This is a genomic window from Sphaerisporangium krabiense, assembly GCF_014200435.1.
GTDB classification, from domain to species: Bacteria; Actinomycetota; Actinomycetes; order Streptosporangiales; family Streptosporangiaceae; genus Sphaerisporangium; species Sphaerisporangium krabiense.
The window spans coordinates 1,356,741-1,377,628 of record NZ_JACHBR010000001.1 but is presented as its reverse complement, the minus strand read 5'-3'; the positions used below and the strand labels follow the sequence as shown (position 1 = coordinate 1,377,628).

General features: G+C 69.3%; 16 protein-coding genes and 1 pseudogene. 9 read left to right on the top strand and 8 right to left on the bottom strand.

What is annotated here, in order from left to right; all coding sequences use genetic code 11:
• The first annotated feature begins 21 nt into the window (after window positions 1-21).
• The 4 genes from nuoL to BJ981_RS05905 are packed head-to-tail and all read left to right on the top strand — an operon-like array spanning window position 22 to window position 5,969.
• Window positions 22-1,875 carry an NADH-quinone oxidoreductase subunit L gene (nuoL, locus tag BJ981_RS05920; protein WP_184615689.1) on the top strand — a complete coding sequence of 618 codons (1,854 nt, stop codon included), beginning with the start codon at window positions 22-24 and terminating at the stop codon, window positions 1,873-1,875.
• Window positions 1,875-3,404, top strand: coding sequence for an NADH-quinone oxidoreductase subunit M (locus BJ981_RS05915; protein ID WP_184608778.1), 1,530 nt, complete (start codon window positions 1,875-1,877; stop codon window positions 3,402-3,404). The genes nuoL and BJ981_RS05915 overlap by 1 nt, the downstream gene beginning before the upstream one ends.
• Window positions 3,401-4,960 (top strand): NADH-quinone oxidoreductase subunit NuoN, encoded by a 1,560-nt coding sequence (gene nuoN / locus BJ981_RS05910; RefSeq protein WP_184608777.1) that lies wholly within the window; start codon window positions 3,401-3,403, stop codon window positions 4,958-4,960. Before BJ981_RS05915 ends, nuoN begins: the two co-directional genes overlap by 4 nt.
• Window positions 4,961-4,973: 13 nt before the next feature.
• Window positions 4,974-5,969 carry a polyprenyl synthetase family protein gene (locus BJ981_RS05905; RefSeq protein ID WP_184608775.1) on the top strand — a complete coding sequence of 332 codons (996 nt, stop codon included), beginning with the start codon at window positions 4,974-4,976 and terminating at the stop codon, window positions 5,967-5,969.
• 8 nt (window positions 5,970-5,977) lie between these two features.
• Here the strand turns inward: BJ981_RS05905 and BJ981_RS05900 are convergent, their stop codons facing one another.
• Both BJ981_RS05900 and rarD read right to left on the bottom strand, forming a co-directional pair.
• A complete protein-coding gene (locus BJ981_RS05900; protein WP_184608773.1) occupies window positions 5,978-6,805 on the bottom strand; it encodes an LLM class flavin-dependent oxidoreductase in 828 nt (275 codons plus the stop codon).
• Between the two features lie 136 nt (window positions 6,806-6,941).
• Window positions 6,942-7,859: an EamA family transporter RarD gene (gene rarD / locus BJ981_RS05895; RefSeq protein ID WP_184608772.1), complete on the bottom strand. Its 918-nt coding sequence runs from the start codon at window positions 7,857-7,859 to the stop codon at window positions 6,942-6,944.
• Between the two features lie 140 nt (window positions 7,860-7,999).
• On the opposite strand from rarD, the gene msrA reads away from it, so the two are divergent.
• A complete protein-coding gene (gene msrA / locus BJ981_RS05890; protein ID WP_184608770.1) occupies window positions 8,000-8,662 on the top strand; it encodes a peptide-methionine (S)-S-oxide reductase MsrA in 663 nt (220 codons plus the stop codon).
• A 248-nt stretch (window positions 8,663-8,910) separates the two neighbouring features.
• Here the strand turns inward: msrA and BJ981_RS05885 are convergent, their stop codons facing one another.
• A complete protein-coding gene (locus BJ981_RS05885; protein WP_239139338.1) occupies window positions 8,911-9,738 on the bottom strand; it encodes a hypothetical protein in 828 nt (275 codons plus the stop codon).
• The gene (locus tag BJ981_RS05880) at window positions 9,731-10,321 is read right to left on the bottom strand and encodes a hypothetical protein (protein ID WP_239139339.1); all 591 of its coding nucleotides are present in this window, start codon (window positions 10,319-10,321) and stop codon (window positions 9,731-9,733) included. Before BJ981_RS05880 ends, BJ981_RS05885 begins: the two co-directional genes overlap by 8 nt.
• A 643-nt stretch (window positions 10,322-10,964) precedes the next feature.
• Between BJ981_RS05880 and BJ981_RS37840 the strand changes: the two are divergent.
• Window positions 10,965-11,072: pseudogene (locus tag BJ981_RS37840) on the top strand (peptide-methionine (S)-S-oxide reductase MsrA); the annotation flags it as partial.
• A gap of 194 nt (window positions 11,073-11,266) precedes the next feature.
• Here BJ981_RS37840 and BJ981_RS05875 read toward each other — a convergent pair.
• Complete coding sequence (locus BJ981_RS05875; protein WP_184608766.1) at window positions 11,267-11,992, bottom strand: MerR family transcriptional regulator; 726 nt, start codon at window positions 11,990-11,992, stop codon at window positions 11,267-11,269.
• A gap of 62 nt (window positions 11,993-12,054) precedes the next feature.
• On the opposite strand from BJ981_RS05875, the gene BJ981_RS05870 reads away from it, so the two are divergent.
• Entirely contained in the window at window positions 12,055-12,717 is a 663-nt protein-coding gene (locus tag BJ981_RS05870) for a hypothetical protein (protein WP_184608764.1), read from the top strand.
• 65 nt (window positions 12,718-12,782) lie between these two features.
• Here the strand turns inward: BJ981_RS05870 and BJ981_RS37835 are convergent, their stop codons facing one another.
• Window positions 12,783-14,954, bottom strand: coding sequence for a carbohydrate-binding protein (locus BJ981_RS37835; RefSeq protein ID WP_239139340.1), 2,172 nt, complete (start codon window positions 14,952-14,954; stop codon window positions 12,783-12,785).
• A gap of 369 nt (window positions 14,955-15,323) precedes the next feature.
• Window positions 15,324-15,941: a DUF6891 domain-containing protein gene (locus tag BJ981_RS05860; protein WP_221314656.1), complete on the bottom strand. Its 618-nt coding sequence runs from the start codon at window positions 15,939-15,941 to the stop codon at window positions 15,324-15,326.
• 455 nt (window positions 15,942-16,396) lie between these two features.
• Here BJ981_RS05860 and BJ981_RS05855 point away from each other — a divergent pair, with 455 nt between their 5' ends.
• A complete protein-coding gene (locus BJ981_RS05855; protein WP_184608763.1) occupies window positions 16,397-17,209 on the top strand; it encodes a DUF1206 domain-containing protein in 813 nt (270 codons plus the stop codon).
• Window positions 17,210-17,453: 244 nt separating this feature from the next.
• Here BJ981_RS05855 and BJ981_RS05850 read toward each other — a convergent pair whose 3' ends face one another.
• The gene (locus BJ981_RS05850) at window positions 17,454-20,141 is read right to left on the bottom strand and encodes an ATP-binding protein (RefSeq protein WP_184608761.1); all 2,688 of its coding nucleotides are present in this window, start codon (window positions 20,139-20,141) and stop codon (window positions 17,454-17,456) included.
• Window positions 20,142-20,338: 197 nt separating this feature from the next.
• On the opposite strand from BJ981_RS05850, the gene BJ981_RS05845 reads away from it, so the two are divergent.
• On the top strand, window positions 20,339-20,758 hold the full coding sequence (locus tag BJ981_RS05845; RefSeq protein WP_184608759.1) for a hypothetical protein: 420 nt from the start codon (window positions 20,339-20,341) through the stop codon (window positions 20,756-20,758).
• The last annotated feature ends 130 nt before the right edge of the window (window positions 20,759-20,888 follow it).

The following is a 20,888-nucleotide window of genomic DNA, read 5'->3' as shown; positions in this document are numbered from 1 at the left end:
GTGATCGGCGCCTCCTGGCTCATGATCGCGCTGCCCCTGCTGGGCGCGGCGATCCTGCTGCTGGGAGGCCGGCGCACCGACCGCTGGGGCCACCTCCTGGGCGTCGTCATGTCACTGGCGTCGTTCGTGGTCGCCGTGCTGGCCTTCTTCCAGATCCTCGGGTACGCCGAGGGCGAGCGCCGCCGCGCGGTCGAGCTGTACCAGTTCCTCCCGTCCGGCTCGCTGCACGTGGACATGGGCCTGCTGCTGGACCCGTTGTCGATCTCGTTCGCCCTGCTGATCACCGGTGTCGGGTCGCTGATCCACATCTACTCGATCGGCTACATGGCGCACGACCCGAACCGGCGGCGGTTCTTCGCCTACCTGAACCTCTTCGTCGCGGCGATGCTGCTGCTGGTCCTGGCCGACAACTACCTCGGCCTCTACATCGGCTGGGAGGGCGTCGGACTGGCGTCGTACCTGCTGATCGGGTTCTGGCAGCACAAGCCCACGGCGGCCGCCGCGGCCAAGAAGGCGTTCATCGTCAACCGCGTCGGCGACATGGGCCTCGCGCTCGGCATCTTCGTCATCTTCACGACGTTCGGCACCATCGCCTTCGGCCCGGTGCTGGAGAACGCCTCCAAGGCCCAGGAGGGCACGCTCACCCTCATCGGCCTGGCACTGCTGCTCGGCGCGTGCGGCAAGTCCGCCCAGCTCCCGCTGCAGTCCTGGCTCCTGGACGCCATGGAGGGCCCGACCCCGGTCTCCGCGCTCATCCACGCGGCGACCATGGTCACCGCGGGCGTCTACCTGGTCGTGCGCTCCGGCCCGATCTTCGAGGCGGCGCCCACCGCGGCCCTGGTCGTCACGATCGTCGGCGTCGCCACGTTGCTCGCCGGTGCGATCATCGGTACCGCCAAGGACGACATCAAGAAGGCCCTGGCCGGTTCGACCATGTCGCAGATCGGCTACATGATGCTCGCCGCCGGCCTCGGCCCGGTGGGCTACGCCTTCGCCATCGCCCACCTCATCGCGCACGGCTTCTTCAAGGCGTCGATGTTCCTCGGCGCCGGGTCGGTCATGCACGCCATGAACGACGAGGTCGACATGCGCCGGTTCGGCGGTCTCGCGTCGAAGATGCGCATCACCTGGGCGACCTTCGGGCTCGGCTACCTCGCGATCATCGGCTTCCCGCTGCTGTCCGGCTACTGGACCAAGGACGGCATCATCGAGACCGTGATGGAGCACACCAACCCGATCTTCGGCTGGCTGGCCGTGGTCGGCGCGGGCATCACGGGCTTCTACATGTCGCGCGTGTTCTTCATGACCTTCCACGGCAAGCCCCGCTGGGAGAAGGACGCCCACCCGCACGAGTCGCCCGCCGTCATGACCTGGCCGCTGATCCTGCTGTCGATCGGCTCGGTCTTCGCCGGCGCGTTCCTCATCGTGGGCAACCGCTTCATGGAGTTCCTGGCCCCCGCCGTCGGGCGGCCCGAGGAGATGCCGAGCTTCCACCCGTTCAGCGTCCCCGGCCTGGCGACGCTGGCGCTGGTCGCGGTCGGCGTCGTCTACGCCTGGCTCAAGTACGGCAAGGGCGAGGTCCCGGTCGTCGCCCCGCGCGGCTCGTTCCTCACCACCTTCGCCCGGCGTGACCTGTACGGCGACGCGCTGAACGAGGCGCTGTTCATGCGCCCGGGCCAGTGGCTGACGCGCCTCGCGGTGTTCTTCGACAACCGCGGCATCGACGGCCTGGTCAACGGGCTCGCGGCGCTGGTGGGCGGCACCTCCGGCCGGCTGCGCCGGGTCCAGACCGGCTTCGTCCGGTCGTACGCCTTGTCGATTTTCTTCGGCGCCGCCCTCCTGGTCGGCGCATGGTTCGTCGTAGGGAACCTGTGATGCCCTGGCTCTCGATATTGATGGGCGTGCCCGTGGTGGGCGCGCTGGCGGTCGCGGCGGTGCCCAAGGGCAACGACAAACTCGCCAAGCAGCTCACGCTCGTGGTGTCGCTCGTCGTGCTGGCGCTCACGCTGGCCATGGCGTCCCAGTTCGACCCCTCCGGGCCGCGTGACCAGTTCAGCGAGGTCCACGACTGGATCCCCGCCTTCGGGGTCCGCTACGCGGTCGCCGTCGACGGCATCGCGCTGCTGCTGATCGCGCTCGCGGTGGTGCTGGTGCCGATCGTGGTGCTGGCCTCCTGGCACGACGCCGACCGGCCCGAGGCCAAGCGGTCGGTGAAGACGTACTTCGCGCTGATCCTGGTGCTGGAAGCGATGATGATCGGCGTCTTCGCGGCGACCGACGTCTTCCTCTTCTACGTCTTCTTCGAGGCGATGCTGATCCCGATGTACTTCATGATCGGGTCCTACGGCGGCGCCCAGCGGTCCTACGCGGCCGTGAAGTTCCTGCTGTACTCGCTGTTCGGCGGCCTGCTCATGCTGGTCGCGGTGATCGCGCTCTACGCGGTCGCCGACAAGGGCACCTTCCTGCAGCCCGAGCTGATCGGCGCGATCAAGGACCCGACCACGCAGAAGTGGCTGTTCCTCGGCTTCTTCATCGCCTTCGCCGTCAAGGCCCCGGTCTGGCCGTTCCACACCTGGCTGCCCGACGCCGCCGCGCAGGCGCCCGCCGGAGCCGCCGTCCTGCTGGTCGGCGTGCTGGACAAGGTCGGCACCTACGGCATGCTGCGTTTCTGCCTGGAGCTGTTCCCGGACGCCGCGAAGTTCTTCACGCCGCTGGTGATCACGCTCAGCGTCATCGGCATCGTGTACGGCGCGATCGTCGCCATCGGGCAGACCGACATGAAGCGGCTCATCGCCTACACCTCGATCTCGCACTTCGGCTTCATCACGATGGGCGTGTTCGCCATGTCGGCCGACGCCGGCGCGGGCGCCACGCTGTACATGGTGAACCACGGCTTCTCGACCGGCGCGCTGTTCCTGATCGCCGGGTTCCTGATCCACCGCAGGGGTTCGCAGTACATCGCGGACTACGGAGGCGTCCAGAAGGTCGCCCCCGTGCTGGCGGGCACGTTCCTGATCGCGGGCCTGTCCTCGCTGTCGCTGCCCGGCCTGTCCACGTTCGTCAGTGAGTTCCTCGTCCTGATCGGGACGTTCGAGAACCACGTGGTCCCGGCCGTCATCGCCCTCCTCGGCATGGTGCTGGCCGCGGTCTACGTCCTGTGGATGTACCAGCGCATGATGGGCGGGCCGACCAAGGAGAGCGTCAAGGCGCTGCCCGACCTGAACCTGCGCGAGAAGGTCGTCGTCGCCCCGCTCATCGCCCTGCTGATCGCCTTCGGGTTCTTTCCCAAGCCGCTGCTGGACATCGTCAATCCCGCGGTGCACCAGACCCTGACCACCGTGCACGCGCCGCAGTTCACCCCCGACATACCCGTCACCGCTGAAAAGAAGGGGGCAGGCCAGTGAGCACGCTCGCCGCTGCCGCCGTCGAGGCGCCGAAGATCGAATACGGGGAGCTCTCGCCGATGCTCCTCGTCTTCGGGGCGGCGATCGTCGGCGTGCTCGTCGAGGCCCTCGCGCCGCGCTATCTGCGCAAGTCCATCCAGATGCCCATCACGATCCTGTCGATGGTCGGCGCCTTCGTGCTGACCGTCTGGCAGGGCACGAAGGGCGTGCGCCACGCCGCCGCCATGGGCGCGGTCGCCGTGGACGGCCCCTCGCTGTTCATCTGGGGCGCCATCCTGCTGCTGGCGATCGTCTCGGTCCTCCTGATCAACGACGACGACCAGTTCGTCGCCCAGGCCGCCGCCGTCCCCGGCAGCGCCGAGGAGGACCAGGCGATCGCCGAGGGCGGCGCGCACACCGAGATCTACCCGCTGGTGCTGTTCGCCGTCGGCGGCATGATGCTCTTCCCCGCCTCGAACGACCTGCTGATCATGTTCGTGGCCCTCGAGGTCATGTCGCTGCCGCTGTACCTGCTGTGCGGCCTCGCCCGCCGTCGCCGCCTGCTCTCGCAGGAGGCGGCGATGAAATACTTCCTGCTCGGCGCCTTCTCGTCGGCGTTCTTCCTGTACGGCACCGCGCTGCTGTACGGCTTCGCCGGGTCGGTGGACCTCGCCGCGATCGACAAGGCCCTCTCCACGGTCGGCGGCAAGGACACCCTGCTGTTCCTGGGCGTCGCGACCATCGGCGTCGGCCTGCTGTTCAAGATCGGCGCGGCGCCGTTCCAGGCGTGGAAGCCCGACGTGTACCAGGGCGCGCCCACGCCCATCACCGCGCTCATGGCGTCCGGCACGCTGATCGCCGCCTTCGGCGCGCTGCTGCGCGTCTTCTGGGTGGCCCTCGGCAACCTCGACACCGAGTGGACCCCGGTGCTGTGGGGCGTGGCGATCCTCACCATGATCGTCGGTGCGGTGCTCGCGATCACCCAGACCGACATCAAGCGCATGCTGGCCTACTCGTCGATCGCGCACACCGGCTTCCTGCTGGTCGCCGTGGTGTCCACCGGCAAGGAGGCCCAGAACGCGGCGTCCCTGTCGGGCATCCTGTTCTACCTGGTGACCTACGGGTTCGCCACGGTGGGCGCGTTCGCGGTCGTCACGATGATCCGCGAGGCCGGCGGCGAGGCCGGGCACCTGTCGCGCTGGGCCGGGCTCGGCAAGAGGTCGCCCGTGCTCGCGGGCATCTTCGCCCTCTTCCTGCTCGCCTTCGCCGGCATTCCGCTGACGTCCGGGTTCTTCGGCAAGTACGCCGTGTTCGCCCCGGCCGTGGCGAGCGGCAACGTGGCGCTGGTCATCGTCGGCGTCGTGACATCGGCGATGGCGGCGTTCTTCTACGTCCGCGTCATCGTCCTGATGTTCTTCAACGAGCCCGCCGCCGAGGGTCCGACGATCGCGCTGCCGAGCATGGGCACCGCGGCTGTGGTCACGCTCGCCGCTGCGGCTACCGTAGTCCTCGGGGTCTTCCCGCAGCCGGTGCTCGACCTCGCGCATTCGGCCGCGCAGTCGTTGTTCGTTCGTTAGGAGTACATGCTTCATGGCCGCGCCGCCCGTAGTCGACCTGCCATTCATCGACGAAGGACTGGCCGCGGATATCGCGAGCGGCCTCGACGCCGTCGAGAAACTGCTCCGCTCGGCCGCAGACAGCGAGGACGCCTTCGTCGCGGAGGCGTCCCGGCATCTCATTCTGGCCGGAGGCAAGCGTTTCCGCGCGATGATCGTGCTCCTGGCGTCCCATTTCGGTGACGCCACCGCCCCCGGCGTCGTGCCGGGGGCGGTCGTCATCGAGCTCACCCACCTGGCGACGCTCTACCACGACGACGTGATGGACGAGGCCCGGGTGCGCAGGGGGTCGCCGTCCGCGAACGCGCGGTGGGACAACACCGTGGCGATCCTCACCGGGGACTACCTCTTCGCGCAGGCGTCGGAGATCCTCGCCGACCTCGGGCCCGAACTGGTCCGCATCCAGGCGCGGACGTTCTCTCGGCTGGTGCGCGGGCAGATCCGCGAGACGATCGGGCCGCGTCCCGGGGTCGACGCGATCACCCACTACATCGAGGTGCTCGCCGACAAGACGGGTTCGCTGATCGCCACGTCCGGGCGGTTCGGCGCGATGCTGTCCGGGGCGCCCGACGAGGTCGTGAGCCGCCTCACCAGCGCCTGCGAGGCCATCGGCGTCGCCTGGCAGCTCGGCGACGACCTGCTCGACGTCGCCTCCTCCGCCGGCGAGAGCGGCAAGACCCCCGGGACGGACCTGCGCGAGGGCATCCGCACGCTGCCCGTCCTCTACGCCCTCGACTCGACCGGGCCCGAGGACGCCCGGCTGCGCGAGCTGCTGGCCGGCCCGGTCGCCGACCAGGACATCGACGAGGCCGTCACGCTGCTGCGGGCGAACCCGGCGATGGCCCGCGCCCGCGCCGACCTGATGGCGTGGGTGGAGCGGGCCCGCGCGGACCTGGCCGCCCTGCCGGACATCCCGGCCCGCGATGCCCTGCTGGCCCTGTGCGCCTACGTGGCCGACCGCTCGGGCTGACCGCGCCCCTACTTACCGGCGAGCAGCTCCACCACGGGGGCCAGGCGGTCGGCGAACATCGCGTTCACCGTGATGTACGACGCCTGGTAGGCGTCCCTGCGGCGCAGCAGCCGGTCGGCCATCTCGCGCGGCGTGCCCCGCAGCACGGCGATCGAGTCCTCCGGCACGTCCGGCCCGAGCTGCCGCGCCAGCCACGGCGGCACCTCGTCGCCCACCACGTGCAGCCCGGTGCTGATCTCCAGCCGGTCGAAGTCGTCACTGGCCAGCCGCAGCAGCCGTACGGGCTCGGCCAGGCCGTCCTCCGGGGTGGTGGCGTCCAGCGCCACCGCGACGGTGTCGGCGTTGCGCGCGGCGAACCCCAGCATGCGGGCCCCCGCGGCGGCGATCAGCACACGCGGCGACGGCCCCGGCGCCGACGAGCCGACCGCGGGCCACTTCCTGACCTGGCGGATCACCTCCTCCAGCCGCCGGATCCGCTCGTCGTAGCCGCCGAACGGCACACCGAGCCTGGCGCAGTCAGCCCGGGCGTCCGGGCGTCCGGCGCCGAGGCCGAGCTCGAAGCGTCCGCCGGACAGGAAGTTCACCCCGGCGACCTCCCACGCGAGCTGCTCGGGACGCCGGTACGGCACGGCCAGCACGAAGGTGCCGAGCCCGATCGTGGTCGTCGCCGACGCGGCGGCGCTCAGCGCGAGCAGCGGGGGAAGGGTGTTCAGCGTGTCCGGCGTGAGGAACGTGGCGTAGCCCAGGTCCTCGGCGCGCCGGGCCAGCCCGGCCCACTGGCCGGCGTCGGCCGCCGACGCCGCCACCACCCCGAAACGAAACAGACGATCAGCCATGACGGTACCCCCTCGGTTCCCGTCGATGCTCTCGCGCGGCGGGGACGGCGGTCGTCACCCCGCCGTGGACGCCGCTCCTACCGCCCGTGGGGTAGCGACGGCCCACCGGGTACGTCCGGCGCGGTAGATCGCGGTCTCACACGGTCTCCAGGGCCCGCGTCGCGGTGGCGGCGCGCCGGGTCTGCCGGGCGTGGCGCAGTCCCTCCCAGCTGAACACCGCCAGGGCCAGCCAGATGATGACGAACCCGGCCCAGCGGCTGGGGGGCATGGTCTCGTGGGCGATCAGCACGCCGCACAGGAACTGCAGGATCGGCGCGATGTACTGGAGCAGGCCGATCACGGTGAGCGGCACCCGGATCGCGGAGGCCGTGAACGCCATGAGCGGCACCGCCGTGATCACACCACCGCCGGCGAGCAGCGCGGCATGGCCGAAACCGTGGCCGCCGAACGTCGCGGTGCCCTGGGCCTGCAGGAACGTCAGGTAGCCGAGCGCCGGCAGCAGCAGCACCAGCGTCTCCACGGTCAGGCTCTCGGCCGCCCCCACGTTCGCGACCTTCTTCACCACGCCGTACGTGCCGAAGGACGCCGCGAGCACGAGCGCGATCCACGGCGGCCGTCCGTAGTCGGTGGTCAGGACCACGACGGCCAGCGCGCCGAGCCCCACGGCCGCCCACTGCCACGGGCGCAGGCGCTCCCGGAACACCAGCACGCCGAACAGTACGCTGACCAGGGGGTTGATGAAGTACCCGAGCGCGCTCTCGACCACGTGCCCGGCGTTGACGGCGTAGATGTAGACGCCCCAGTTCACCGAGACGATCACGGCGGCCAGCGTGAGCAGGGCCAGCTTTCTGGGCTGGCGCATGAGCTCGCGGAACCAGGACCAGTGGCGTCGGACGAGCAGCACGGCGATCACCACGACCAGCGACCAGACCATCCGGTGGGCGAGGATCTCCACGGCCCCGGCGGGCTTGAGCAGTGGCCAGTAGAGGGGGAAGAGGCCCCACATGGTGTAAGCGGCGATGCCGTAGAGCACACCACGACGCGATTCAGGCATGTACCCTATCTTCGCTACTTACTGTCTTTATCACAAATAAGTAGGGCTTCACGCTGGCTTAAGCGTTGCTAACGCCAGGGAACAACGCGGCCGCTCCCGTGGTTGGCTTGACTGCACGAACACTCTGACGGAGGTGCACGATGGGCTGGCTCTTCGGCAACAACAAGACCTCGATGGTCACCCCCGAGGACGCGCTCCCCGGCCGCGCCGAGACGATGCCCGTCCCCGCCCGCCACGCGGTCCTCGACGCGCCCCTCGCCCCGCCCTACCCCGAGGGCACCGAGATCGCCGACTTCGGCCTCGGCTGCTTCTGGGGCGCCGAGCGCAAGTTCTGGCAGACCCCCGGCGTCGTCACCACCGCCGTCGGCTACCAGGGCGGCTACACCCCCAACCCGACCTACGAAGAGGTGTGCACCGGCCTCACCGGCCACACCGAGGTCGTCCGCGTCGTCTACGACCCGGCTCGCGTCTCCTACGAGGAACTCCTCAAGCTCTTCTGGGAGTCCCACGACCCCACCCAGGGCATGCGCCAGGGCAACGACACCGGCACCCAGTACCGCTCCGCCATCTACACCCACACCCCTGAACAGCAAAAGTCCGCCGAAACCTCCCGCGACGCCTACCAGCAGGTCCTCACCAAGGCCGGCTACGGCACCATCACCACCGAAATAGCCTCTGCCCCGCCCTTCCACTTCGCCGAGGACTACCACCAGCAGTACTTGCACAAGGTCCCAAACGGCTACTGCGGCGTCGGCGGCACCGGCGTGAGCTGCCCCATCGGCCTCACCACCGGCGAAGCCTGACCCGAATGAGCGGCCGTACCTCCCGCGAGGTACGGCCCCCTGTCGTGGACGCCCGCCCGAAATGGCCCTCGCTCCGCTCGGATTGTGTTCATTGGGGCTCTCGCCCCAAACCCCAAGGCAGGGGCTCCGCCCCCACACCCCCGAAACTCCCGGATCGTGTATATGGGAGCTGGTTCGGCGCACGCGAGGCCGGTATGGGCGCGAACAGAGGCTCGCCGGGCTGTTGTGACAGCACGGTTGGAAATGACTCAGTCGAGCTCCAAGGCCCGAAGCAGATCAGCGGCGAGGAGGGACGTCGCTAGCGCAACCGTCTCGGGTTCGCCGATCCCCTCTTCCGCGCGTCCGGCCATCCTTGCACCGAGTGCGTCTGGACCGATCGCGAACAACGTGCGCAGAGATTCGATGGCCTCGGTGGTGACTTCACTGCTGATGGGCTCTCGAAGAAGGGCGTTGAAGGCGGCGGCGAGTTCGGCGGTGTCGGCGTGGATCAAAACGCGGTAGGCGTCGTGCGCGTCCTTATCGTTCAGCCGGTGAGGCGCAGAAACTCGTTCGCCGATCTTGTGGAGCTTGGCCACCAGCAGGGCGGCAGGTCCGGCCACTCTCACTCGGTATGTACGGGTGTCCTCTTGGTCAAGAGCGGAAACGTCCATGAACGTGTTGTCGATGACGGCGGCTTCGAGACCCCGAGCACGACGGGCAGCACGGCGATCATGCGGTGGGATACGGGCTCCTCGTGTGTTCTTGCTACCTGGTCCTGCGAGAGCTTCAGGGACCATGAGGTCGACGGGGATGCCCTCAGCATTCAGCCATGAGCCAGGCTGTCCATTGATGGGGTCACGGTAGAACCCCGCGCGGATCATGGACCTCTCGAGAAGTGGTTCGTCTTCCAACACTCTTGGGTCGAGTGCGAGATCACTGTCCTTCGTCGTTTCAGCGAGCGCGACGGGGCTTCCCGAAGTGCGCAGGTAGATCGCCTGTGCGCCGATTACGATCACAGCATCGCGATGAGCATCCAGCGCAGCCATGGCGTCGAGGAGCGCAGATCGAGAACGGACGAGGATGTCGCCACTATCCACGCCAGGAGGATTCATTCAGTGTCATCCATTCGATGAGTTCTTCGGCTTCGGAAGGGCTGCGGCCAGGACCCGTCATCAAGTCGACCGCGACCTGGGATGGTGCGGCGATCGTGAGGCCAGAAGCGTCGACCAAGGTGCGGGCGAAGACGACGTCGGTCTTGGGCTCGGCCAGCATCACATTGGCCCCAGCATCAGCAGGGCGAAGATCCCAGAGTTGCGCGGCTTGCCCGGCATCCGCTGTGTAGATCATTGCGGAGCGAGCGGGCGCATAGGGGGCCCAGTTGGCAGCGGCCAAGGTCCCGGTCGCGGCGTACTGAGTAGGACTGCCTGACGCCCGCTGAACGAGGCTTGAGAGACCTCGGGGCGCTATCCAGCGTGTGACGTGACTGTTACGCACAAACCCGTAGTCTTCGCTCCAGCGCCTCAGCAGTGCGACCCAGTCGGGCGCGGTGACTGCCCCTGAACTGCTCCGTGTCACTAGATCCTCGGTCTCCAAGAAATCGATCACTCGATAAACCGAGCCAGTAGAAACGCCGGAGGCATCGATCAGTTCGCGGATCGGCCACGACTTGGCGTAGTCCACCAGCGCTCGCACGACCTTCGCTGCGGGAGCGCCCTTCAATGTTCCGCGTGGTCTTCCGGGACCGCGCCACGGGTCGCGGTCAGCCCCCCGGTCCGCTAGGTACAGACCGGGCCGCGGGACGCTCAGGTATATGTTTCCTGTCGCGTCTATGTAGGACAGTCCGGCATCGGAAAGTCGCCTACGCACGGGCGGCGAGAGGTACCTCGAGACTACAACCCCGTGGCTGCCAGGGAACTGTGCCGTGTAGGCGTTCAGTTTATAAAGCAGCGTGGCGGTGTCGCGACTTTCGACTACGTGCTTGGATTCGACTAGCAGCATCGTCGAGGTTCCGTCCGGTGCGGTCACCTTCCAGAGTGCGTCGAAGTCTGCATCGTGGACTCTCTGGCTGTGGCTGAGAGATTGGACGCTCCACTCAGTCGGCAACCGATCGTCGAGCACGGCCATCCCCGCCGCCAGAACTTCGGTCTCGGTCCGAGGTTGTGGCCTGGCGTCCATCAGGTCTCCAGTCCTCTTGGTGTTCAGAAAAAACTCTACCTCCGTCGTAGGCGGAGAGTCGGTATTTCCCGAACACTACGTCGGCCGTGTTGATGTTCCGCCATGGGGGCGGTGCCGCTGGGCCCTTGGTCCCCAGTTGCCGCCAGAAGCGCGGTGCTACCACCGGCAGTACCTGTACAAGGTGCCAAATGGGTATTGCGGTATCGGCGGCACGGGGGTGTCCTGCCCGATCGGCCTGACGACCGGTGAGGCGTAGGGCTGCGGTGACTGACTGATCTCGGCCCTTGGGCGGTCGGCTTTGTCTGGTGGTGATCGAGGGCCAGAGGGGATTTCGCCGGTTCTGTCACTCCGACGCATGGTCGCACGTCACCAAGCCTTCGATACGAGCGCGCCGAGTCACTCCGCAAGCTGCGCGGGTGGAGATCGGTGAGCGGGAGGCGTGTGGAGGGGTCAGGCCGCGGGGGTGTGTCGTCGGGGGTGTACGGAGACTTCGAGGACGACGGCGTGGGCGCCCTCGGCGTCGATGAGGCGTTCTTCCACGGTAGGGCCGGTGATGGCCAAGTGGTGGCGGTGCAACCAGGAGAACAGGTCCTGCCCGGCGCGGACCACGTCTGTGGAAGGCGGAACGACGGCTCGCACGACGGCGCGAGCGGGCAGGGTGAGTCGCTCGCCGTCGTGATCGGTGGTCACCGCCGCCGTGAACCCGCCGGTCGGCTGCCCGCGCAGCCAGGTCAGCAGGGTCGCCGGCGGTGCCGGGCACAGGGCGGCGAGCTCGGATGGATGATCGAGGCGCAAACGGCGTACGCGTAGGCGGCGAGAGCCCACTGTGGTTTGCTGGGGCAGGATCGACATCGGCGTGGCAAGGCGGTCCTCGGCGTGAGCCGCGGCGGCGGCAAGGGCGGCGATGTCATGCTTGATGCCCGTCACGATCTCGGCCAGGGCCTGGCGCAGCTGTGCCTCAGGAGCGTCCAGCAGATCGGCGATCTGCCGTAACGGCAGGCCGAGGCGCTGTAAGCCGCGGATGCGTTCCAATCGCGACAGCTCGGCCACGCCGTACCGGCGGTAGCCGGTGGATCGGTCTACCGCGGCAGGAGGAAGCAGTCCGATCTTGTCGTAATGGCGCAGGGTCCGTTCGGATACGCCGACCATGCGCGCCAGTTGTCCGATCCGCCACACCCTGGCTCCTCTCTCCGGAATGTTGACTTTGTCCTTGCGGCAAGGTCCTACCGTCACCGTCCATGACCAATTCGAACCCTCGGACTCGGCTTACCGGTGTCCTGCTGTTGACCTCGTTGGTGGCCATGATCGCCGGTGCGGCCATCGTGGTGCCATCGGGGTTGACCCTGAATCCAGCCGACCCCGATGCCGTGCTGGCCGCGGTGGGTGAGCAGGTCGGGCTGCATCTGACCGAGCTGGCCTTCGACGTGCTGGGCTGGCTGGCACTGACCGCGGCCGGGCTCATGATGTCCGCCCGCTCCGCCCAGGCACCCGGACAGCACCTGGTGACGCCGGCCGGTGGACTGCTGGCCGCCGCCGGGCTGGCAGGCCTGCTTCATGACGCAGGGAACCTGGCGCTGACCCAGTTGGCCGCCGACCCCACCGCCCCGGCGGTCGCCACCGTGGCCTGGGCGGTACTGCTCACCGCCAAGTGGGCGGTCAACCTGGCCGGATTGCTGTGGGTCGCCGCCACCGTCGCCGCAGCGGTCGGCGTCCCGATGCCGACCGGGCTGCGCATCGCCGGTGTGGTCGCCGCGATCTCAGGTCTGGCCGCGGTCGCGCTTCCGTGGACGACCGGGACAGCTGGGCCCACGGTGGCGCTGGAACAGCTCGGGTACGCCCTCCATCTGCCGATCATGATCTGGTACGGGGCACTGGGTTGGCGGTACCTGCGTAGCCGCTGACCGGCGCCCGTGAAGCCGTACGTCCTTCTGTCTGCCCCCTTCGTCGTGTCGTGGTGGTCGGGCCGTCAGAAGCCGGCGGTGATCTGGGTGAACTGCCAGCCGGGCTGGTCGCGGTTGACCGCCCAGAAGGTGAGCCGGGTGAGGCCCTTGGTCTTGGCCCAGTCACGGATCTGGGTCCACTGGGCCGGGGTCGTGGTCTCCCCCCAGTCGGACGTGCCGTTCATGCCCGAGATGCCCATGTGGGCGTAGGCCTCGGCGTCACTCCAGCCGAACACGCTCTTCAGGGAGCTCTTGAGACCCTCGGAGGCGTTGACGGTGTCCTGGTACATGTCGATGCCGCCGAAGTCGAAGGCCATGATCGTGTAGTTGTCGATCGGTGCGCCCAGGGCCTTGGCCTGGTTGACCAGGCGGATGCCCGCGGGGTTCAGGCCGGTCCTGAGCGTCGGGATGGTGATGGTGATCTTGACGTTCGGGTTGTTCTGCCGGACGATCTTCAGGCCGTTGAGGATGCGGTCCTGGACGGTGTAGTTCTCGAACTCGTCGGCGTTCTCGATGTCGAAGTCGACCACGGCCGGGTGGAGGGCGTCGATGACCTTCTGGACCGCCTGGGCGAAGGCCGGCGGGTTCGGGCAGTACGGGCCGAGCTTGTCGCCGCTCCAGCCGCCGAAGGAGATTCCCACGCTGCCGCCCATGGACCTGATCGTGTTGATCGCCGAGGCGTCGATGCCACCGGTCAGCGGGCGCAGGCCGTCCCACGCCGGGTTACAGCCGCCTGTGGCCTGGATGTAGGCCATCGTGAAGGACTTGATGCCGGTGTTGACCATGACCGTGCCCGGGTTGGGCGGGTTCCCCGAGCCCATGTACAGGTACGGGGCGCCGGGCAGCCTGGAGGGGTTGGGGTTGGGGCTGGTGCAGCCGGTCGTGGTGGCGCTCACCTCACGGCCCGCCGACTCCCCGCTGACGTTGTAGGCCTTGATCGTGTACTTGTGGGTCTCGCACTTGCCGAGGCCGGAGACGGTGGCGGTAGTGGTGGTGACCTGCGCCCGCTGCGTGCCGCCCTCGTAAATCCGGTAGCCGGTCACGGTGCCGCTGGAGGCGCCCCAGGTCAGCGTGACGCTGGTGTTGTTAGCGGTCGCCCAGGCGGTGCCGGGCTGGCCGGGTGCCGGTGCCGCGGTGGTGGCGGTGACCCAGGCGGCGTCCGAGCGGTTGCCGGCGGCGTCGCGGGCGCGCAGCATGTAGGTGTAGGTGGTGGAGGCGGCCAGGCCCGAGTCGGTGTAGCTGGTGTCGGGTACGGCGGCCACCAGTGTGTTTCCGCGGTAGACCTCGTATCCGGCGAGGCGGACGTCGTCGGTGGAGGCGTCCCAGGCCAGCGAGACGCTGCCGGAGGTGGTGCCGGTGACGCGCAGGTTCGCCGGGAACGAGGGTTCGACGTCGTCGCTACGGGTGACACGCTGCCACAGCGCCGGGTCGCCCTCGGGCTCCTGGCCGGGGGCGGAGGTGTGGTTTCGCAGGCCCTGGTAGGTGACGCCGTTGTAGGTGACGACCGTGCCGGCGTTGTAGGCGGTCGAGGGCTCCCAGGGGCGGACGCGCTCCCACAGCGACGGGACGTTGGGGGGCTCCCAGCCGGGCAGGGAGGTGTGGTTCTGCAGGCACTGGTAGGTGACGCCGTTGTGGACGACGACCGTGCCGGCGGTGTAGGGAGCGTAGACGACCCAGGACACCAAGGTGCAGTCCATCGTGGTGGCCCTCACGTCACGGCCCGCCGACTCCCCGTTGCCGTTGTAGGTCTTGATCGTGTACTTGTGGGTCTCGCATTTGCCGAGGTCGGAGATGGTGGCGGTGGTGGTGGTGACCTGCGCGCGCTGCGTGCCGCCCTCGTAGATCCGGTATCCGGTGACGGTGTCGCCGGAGGCGTCCCAGGCCAGTGAGAGGCTGCTGGAGGTGGCGCCGGTGACGCGCACGTTCGCCGGGACCGGGAGCACGGTGACGGGCTGCCACAGCACCGGGGTCGTGGCGGGCTCCCAGCCGGGCATGGACGTGTGGGTCTGTAGGCACCGGTATTCGACGCCGTTGTAGCTGACGACCGTGCCGACGGTGTAGGCGGTAAAGGGCGCCCAGTCGGGCGCGGCGGCTTGGACGCTCGCCTGCCGTGCCGCGTCGGCTCCGGCCGGCGCCGGGAGGCCCAGGCCCGTCACGAAGACGGCCACGACCGCGAGGATGAGTACACGGAATCTCACGTGACACTCCCTGGGGGTGGGGGGTGGAGTGTGCCGATGGCTCGCCCGCGCGGCGTCCCCTCCGCGTGCGGGCGGGGCGGTCACGGGCCAGGTCGTGTGCGCCACCGGGCCGCCATGCCGAGGTCGTGGTCGGCATCGCATGGCCCGCCGGTCGAACGGCAAGGCCGCCTGGGAGCGGGTGCGCGTGGTGGAGCGGCCTCACAGAGAGCGAAGGGAAAGTTTATCGTTAGGAAACTTTACTAAGATTTTCGGATTGTAACCCTCGCTGTCAGCTGCTACAAGGGCCCGTCGACTCGTGCGCGGCGGCCTCTACGGCCGGCCGCGACGACCATGCGGGTGATCGCCCTCGGGGAACGGTTTGTGCATCCCTCAGCCGATGAGGCGTTTGCGCCAGTCGAGGGGAACAACAGCGATGGTCTGCCGGGGGTCGCCATTCCACTCCACCGAAAGGCCGGTCTGTTCGAGCGCGGCCACGATTTCTCGTCCAACGGACGCCGTCGTGCCCGATGAATCGTCGAACCCGCCGTACAGGAGTGTCAGCCCGTGTCCGGCCGTGGCCCGGTCCGTGTGCTGGCGGTGAAAGTAGACATAGCCGCGGGCATCCGGTGAACCTGCCGCACCGATCTCCGCCTGACCGCAGGTACGGCAGCAGGCGAAGTTCTCCCTTGCCGTGATGCCTGCGGCTTCCAGGGTGGCGAAAGCCCGGCTGAGCCGTTCCGGGTCCGTCTCTCCCTTCCAGGAGGCCTGCTCCTCGACTCGTTCCAGCCACAGTCGGTCCACCAGCCGGCGTGCTTGTTCGGGGGAGACCGGGCGGCGGTCGCCTGACACGGCGATCTCGATCAGTTGTGCCCGCGTCGCGTAACCACTCGAGATCGCTTCACGGATGCGCGCATCAAGCTTTTCGCGTTCGTCCTGGTCAAGTTCGAGAGGGAGAGGGGCTCGGGGATGTCCAAGTCCAGCGGGGTCCAGTCCAGTCCGGATCCCCATCCGTCGTCCAGGCGCGCCCAACGGGTCATGGCCGAGATCACCGAGTCGGGCCTGTCGAGTATTGCTTGGGAGTGCCGGTCGGGTGCCCCGTCGCGGTGTTCCAGCACATAGTCGCCTCCGTCCTCGTGCCATACCTGCATGAAGACGTCGGGGAGGTCGGGAATCCGCTGAACGACCAGGAACCTTTCGCCCTGGCCGCCCAGCCGGTCGACCAGTTCGGCGAGCTGCTCGGCGCTTGCCGGACGTGCCGGCGACCGTCCTCTGTCAGTACGGTGATCGCGAACATGCCGGTCACTCTGACACGGGACCCGGACAGGTGACCAACCCGGCGGAATGTGAGAGGGCAATTAACCGGGAAGTTGTTCATATAACGGGAAGTGGGTATAAAACCCGCACGTTTGACCGTCTCGGTTCAGGTCAGCAGGCAGGCGGATCCCCCTAGGAGAGGAACCGCGATGACGACCGCGAATCAGGCCGGCCGGCGGTTGGAGGGTGCGGCGCGGCGAGTGGCCGACCATCCCGTCCTGGAGAAGCTCGCCAAAATCGGGTTCGCCGCGCGTGGCGTCCTGTACGCGATCATCGGGCTGGTCGCGCTGCAGATCGCCTTCGGTAGCGGCGGCGAGGCGGACAAGAGCAGCGCGATCCACATCGTGCGCGACGCGCCCCTCGGCGACACCCTGCTGTGGGTCATGGCCGTCGGCCTCGCCGCGCTGACGATCTGGCAGGTGTTCGAGGCCGTCTGGGGCCGGCCCGAGGTCCATCACCGCGTCGAGTCCGTCGCCAAGGCGGCCGTCTACGGCGCCCTGGTGTACTCGATGGTGGCTCTGCTCACCAAGAACAAGGCCGCCTCCTCGACCGACAGCCAGTCGCAGGACGCCACCGAGGCGCTTTTCGACCTGCCCGGTGGTCAGATCTTGGTCGCCCTGATAGCGCTCGCCCTGATCGGCTTCGGCGCGTACTGGATCCACGAGGGGTGGACCGGGAAGTTCATGCGGGACATGCACGTGACCGAGCCGCGCGCCCGCGGCCTCGTGGTCAACATCGGTAAGGCCGGCTATGTCGCCCGCGGCGTCATCGCCCTCGCCGCCGGCGCGTTGATCGGCGAGGCCGCCCTCACGTACGACCCCGACAAGGCGGTCGGCATCGACGGCGCGCTCAAGTCGCTCGCCGGCACCCCGGTCGGCCCGTGGCTGCTCGTCGTGATCGCGATCGGCCTGGTGCTGTTCGCCGTCTACTGCTTCGCGGAGGCCCGCTGGCACCGGGTGTGAGCCGGAATGAGCGGGTGGGAGCGCCGTTTTCGGCGACGGCGGCCTTGACCTGGTGGAGATGGATCACCACGTCGAAGGAGCGGCTCAGAGATGCCTGGACGGCCTGGTCGGGTGACCGGAAACCGCCGCCGATCAGCCGGGTGGGCCGGGCCTGTGCCGGCCACGCCCGGGCCGTACGCGTGTCCAGCATGAAGTGGCGGCGTTCGTCGCCGACAAAGCCGAGATCAGTGGGCTGTCGGCACGCTCAGGTGGTGATCGCGGCCAGCTCCGCTCGCGAGGAGACTCCCAGCTTGGGGAAGGCCTTGTAGAGGTGGTAGCCGACGGTGCGCGGGCTGAGGTACAGCTGGGCCGCGATGTCGCGGTTGGACGCGCCCGTGGCGGCCAGCCGTACCACCTGCCTCTCCTGTGCGGTGAGCACGCTGAGCGGATCGTCCGCCTGGCGCGGGGCCGCGGGGACGTCGCCGGTGGCGCGCAGCTCCGCGCGGGCACGCTCGGCCCACAGGGCCATGCCGAGCCGGTCGAAGGTCTCCAGGGCGGCGCGCAGCTGGGCGCGGGCGGCGGCGCGCTTGCGCGCCCGCCGCAGCCACTCGCCGTAGAGCAGCCGCGTGCGGGCCCGCTCGTGCGGCTGCTCGCCCTGCTCGTGCGCCCGCACGGCCTCCTCGTACAGGTCCTCGTCGTCCTCGACGAGGGCGCGGCAGCGCAGGACGACCGCGTCTGCGGACGGCACGCCGACGCCGGCCGCCCAGGTCGAGTAGTACGCCAGGAGCTCGCGCGCCCGCTCGGGCTCCCTGGCCCTGACGGCGGCCTCGATCCGGTCGGGGGCGAAGAAGACCGACACCGGCGCGTTGGCGGCCGAAATCCTCTCCAGGATCTCCAGCGACGCCTCAGGACGGCCCAGCGCGAGCTCCAGCCGGCCGAGCCCGGCCACCGCGATCGCCTCGGCCACGCGTAGCCCGCGCGTTCCCGCCTGTTCGAAGACGGCCGCGGCCGCCGTCCGGCAACCCTGCTCGTCGCCCAGCTCGCCACGTGCCAAGGCGAGCAACGCGGTGAGCGCGACCGCTCCGTTCCGCTGCCCCAGGTCGCCGGTCACGGGGATGATCTCCTCCAGCTCGGTCGCCGCCTCGCGATACCTGCCCTGCAGCATCTGCGCCTGCAGCCGGGTCTCCACGGCGATGGTCAGCCAGCCGCCCATGTCATGGGCCCTGCACTCGGCCTCGACGCGCGCTGCGGCGGCCTCGCCCTGACCGTAGCGTCCGATCGGCGCGCACAGCTGGGCCACGAAGAGCATGCCCGGCACCCGGAGCGCGGACAGATCCGGGGCGAGCACCAGCTCCCGCATGAGAGTGACCGCGTCCCTCAGATCGCCGTTGACCAGTGCGGCCAGCCCGAGCGCGCCGCTCACCAGCGGTGAGCCGATCTCGGGCAGGGTCCTGAGCAGCCTTGCCGCCTGCTCCACCAGCCCCGGGTCACTGGCGTACCACCCGCAGCGCACCGCCTCCACGATCAGGTAGGCCGCCCGCTCGGCGTCCAGCGGGGCGACCCGCTCCGCGCCGGCGATGATGAGCTCGCCGGCCACGGCCCGGCTGCCCTGCTCGAACTCCCGATGGGCGCGCACCTGGATCAGGTGGGCGAGGGCCAGCGGGTCCTGGATCTCCTCGCTGGCCCGGTCGGCCAGCGAGCCCGCGCGGGCCGGCAGGCCCGCGTCGCTGGCCGCCACGGCCGCCGCGGCCAGCCGTACCGACCGCTTGGCGGCGTCGGGGGTGACTTCCGCGGCCCGCTCGTAGGCCGCGGCCATGGCCGCGTAGCCGGAACGGGTGCGCGCCCGCTCCGCGGCCAGCTCCAGCTCGCGCGCCACGGCCTCGTCGGGCGTGGTCGTCGCCGCGGCCAGATGCCAGGCCCGGCGATCGGCGTGCTCGTCGCCGTCGAGCACCCCGGCGAGCGCACGCCGTACGGCCAGCCGCGAGGTCAACGGCATGTTCTGGTAGGCGGCGGCTCTGATGAGCGGGTGCCTGAAGGCCACCACGGCCCCGTTCACCGTGACCAGCTTGGCCTGCTCCGCCGCTTCCAGGTCTGCCAGCTCGGCGGAGAAGGACTCCGCGGCGCGCAGCACGATGCCGAGGTCGCCCGTGTCGTCGGCGGCGAGCACCGCGAGCAGGGCCTGAGCCGTGCCGGGCAGCGCCCTGATCTGCTGCTGGAAGGCCTCCTGCACCCGGTTGGCGACCGGAATCGTGGTGAACGGGTTCAGCTGCCCGGCCTGCTGCTCCGCGGTGAGCGTGGACGGCAGCTCGATGAGCGCGAGGGGATTGCCGCCCGCCTCGTCCAGGACGCGGTCACGCACCTTCGGCGCCAGGTCCCTGGTCGACTCGGCCAGCAGCGCGACGGCGGCGTCGCGGTCCACACCGTCGAGCCACAGCTCGGGCAGCCCCTGGGGACGGAACTCCTCCCTGCCCGCGAACACCAGCGCGACGCCTTCCGCGTCCAGCCGCCGCGCCACGAACACCAGCGTGTCGATGGACGCCCGATCGAACCACTGCGCGTCGTCGACCAGGCAGAGCAGCGCCCCGTCGCCCGCGATCTCGGCCAGCAGGCTGAGCACGGCCAGCCCGACGAGGAACCGGTTCTCCGGAACCGTCGCCCCCAGCCCCAGCGCGCCCCGCAGCGCCGCCGCCTGCGCCTCGGGCAGCACGGCGATCCGGTCGAGGTCGGAACGCAGGAGCAGATGCAGGGCGGCATACGGCAGCTCCGCCTCGGACTCGATGCCGACCCCGTGGAGCACCCGCACCCCCGCGGCCCGCTCCGTCAGGTGGCCGAGCAGCGCGGTCTTCCCGATACCCGGCTGGCCGCGTATAACCAGCACACCACTGCGCCCGGACCGCGCGTTCGCCAGCAGCCGGTCCACCTGGGCCTGCTCCGCGGCCCGCCCGTACAACATGGCCGAAATCTAATCCAACGGAACGCGGATCATGTCTCCGGCCTGACAGGGGCGGTGAAGGCCAGGCGCCCGCCGCCCCGTGTGAGCGGGTGACCGTGACCGGGCACTACCGTCACGATGACAGATTCGGCGCGGCGCCGCCCTGCGTAATTTCGTTGGCACAGGGACGACAGCGTCCCGCACGAAAGGATCTGATCATGGCCGCCATCGCCACCGCGCCCACCACTACCGTCAACTCCGACGCCGAGGCCAAGCTGCTGCGGTTCGCGCTCAAGCTGGACGCGATCGCGTCGGGCGCCATCAGCCTCGCCCTCCTGGCCGTCGCGGCGATCTCCGGCTCGATGTTCGGCCTGCCTGCCGCCTTCCTCGTGCCGGTCGGCGCGTTCCTGGTCGTCTTCGCCGCTGACCTCCTCTACGTCGCCACCCGTCCGGTGGTGAACAGGGCGGCGGTGATCGCGGTGATGGTGGTCAACGTGGCCTGGGTGGCGGCGAGCGTGGAGATGCTGATCGCCGGATGGTTCCCGGTGGCCGGTCTGGGGGCGGCCTTCGTGATCGTCCAGGCGGCAGGGGTGGCGGGGTTCACGGGCCTGCAGTTCGCCGGGCTCCGGAAGGCGTGAGGGAGCCGCGTCGCTCTCGCGGGGCGGGTCCGGCGCTTGGAGGGAGACATCCTCGTCGGTTCGCACGAGAAACGTGAGACCTCCGAGCGGCGTGGCGCTGCCCGGAGGTCTCTTGGTCCGGTTACTCCTG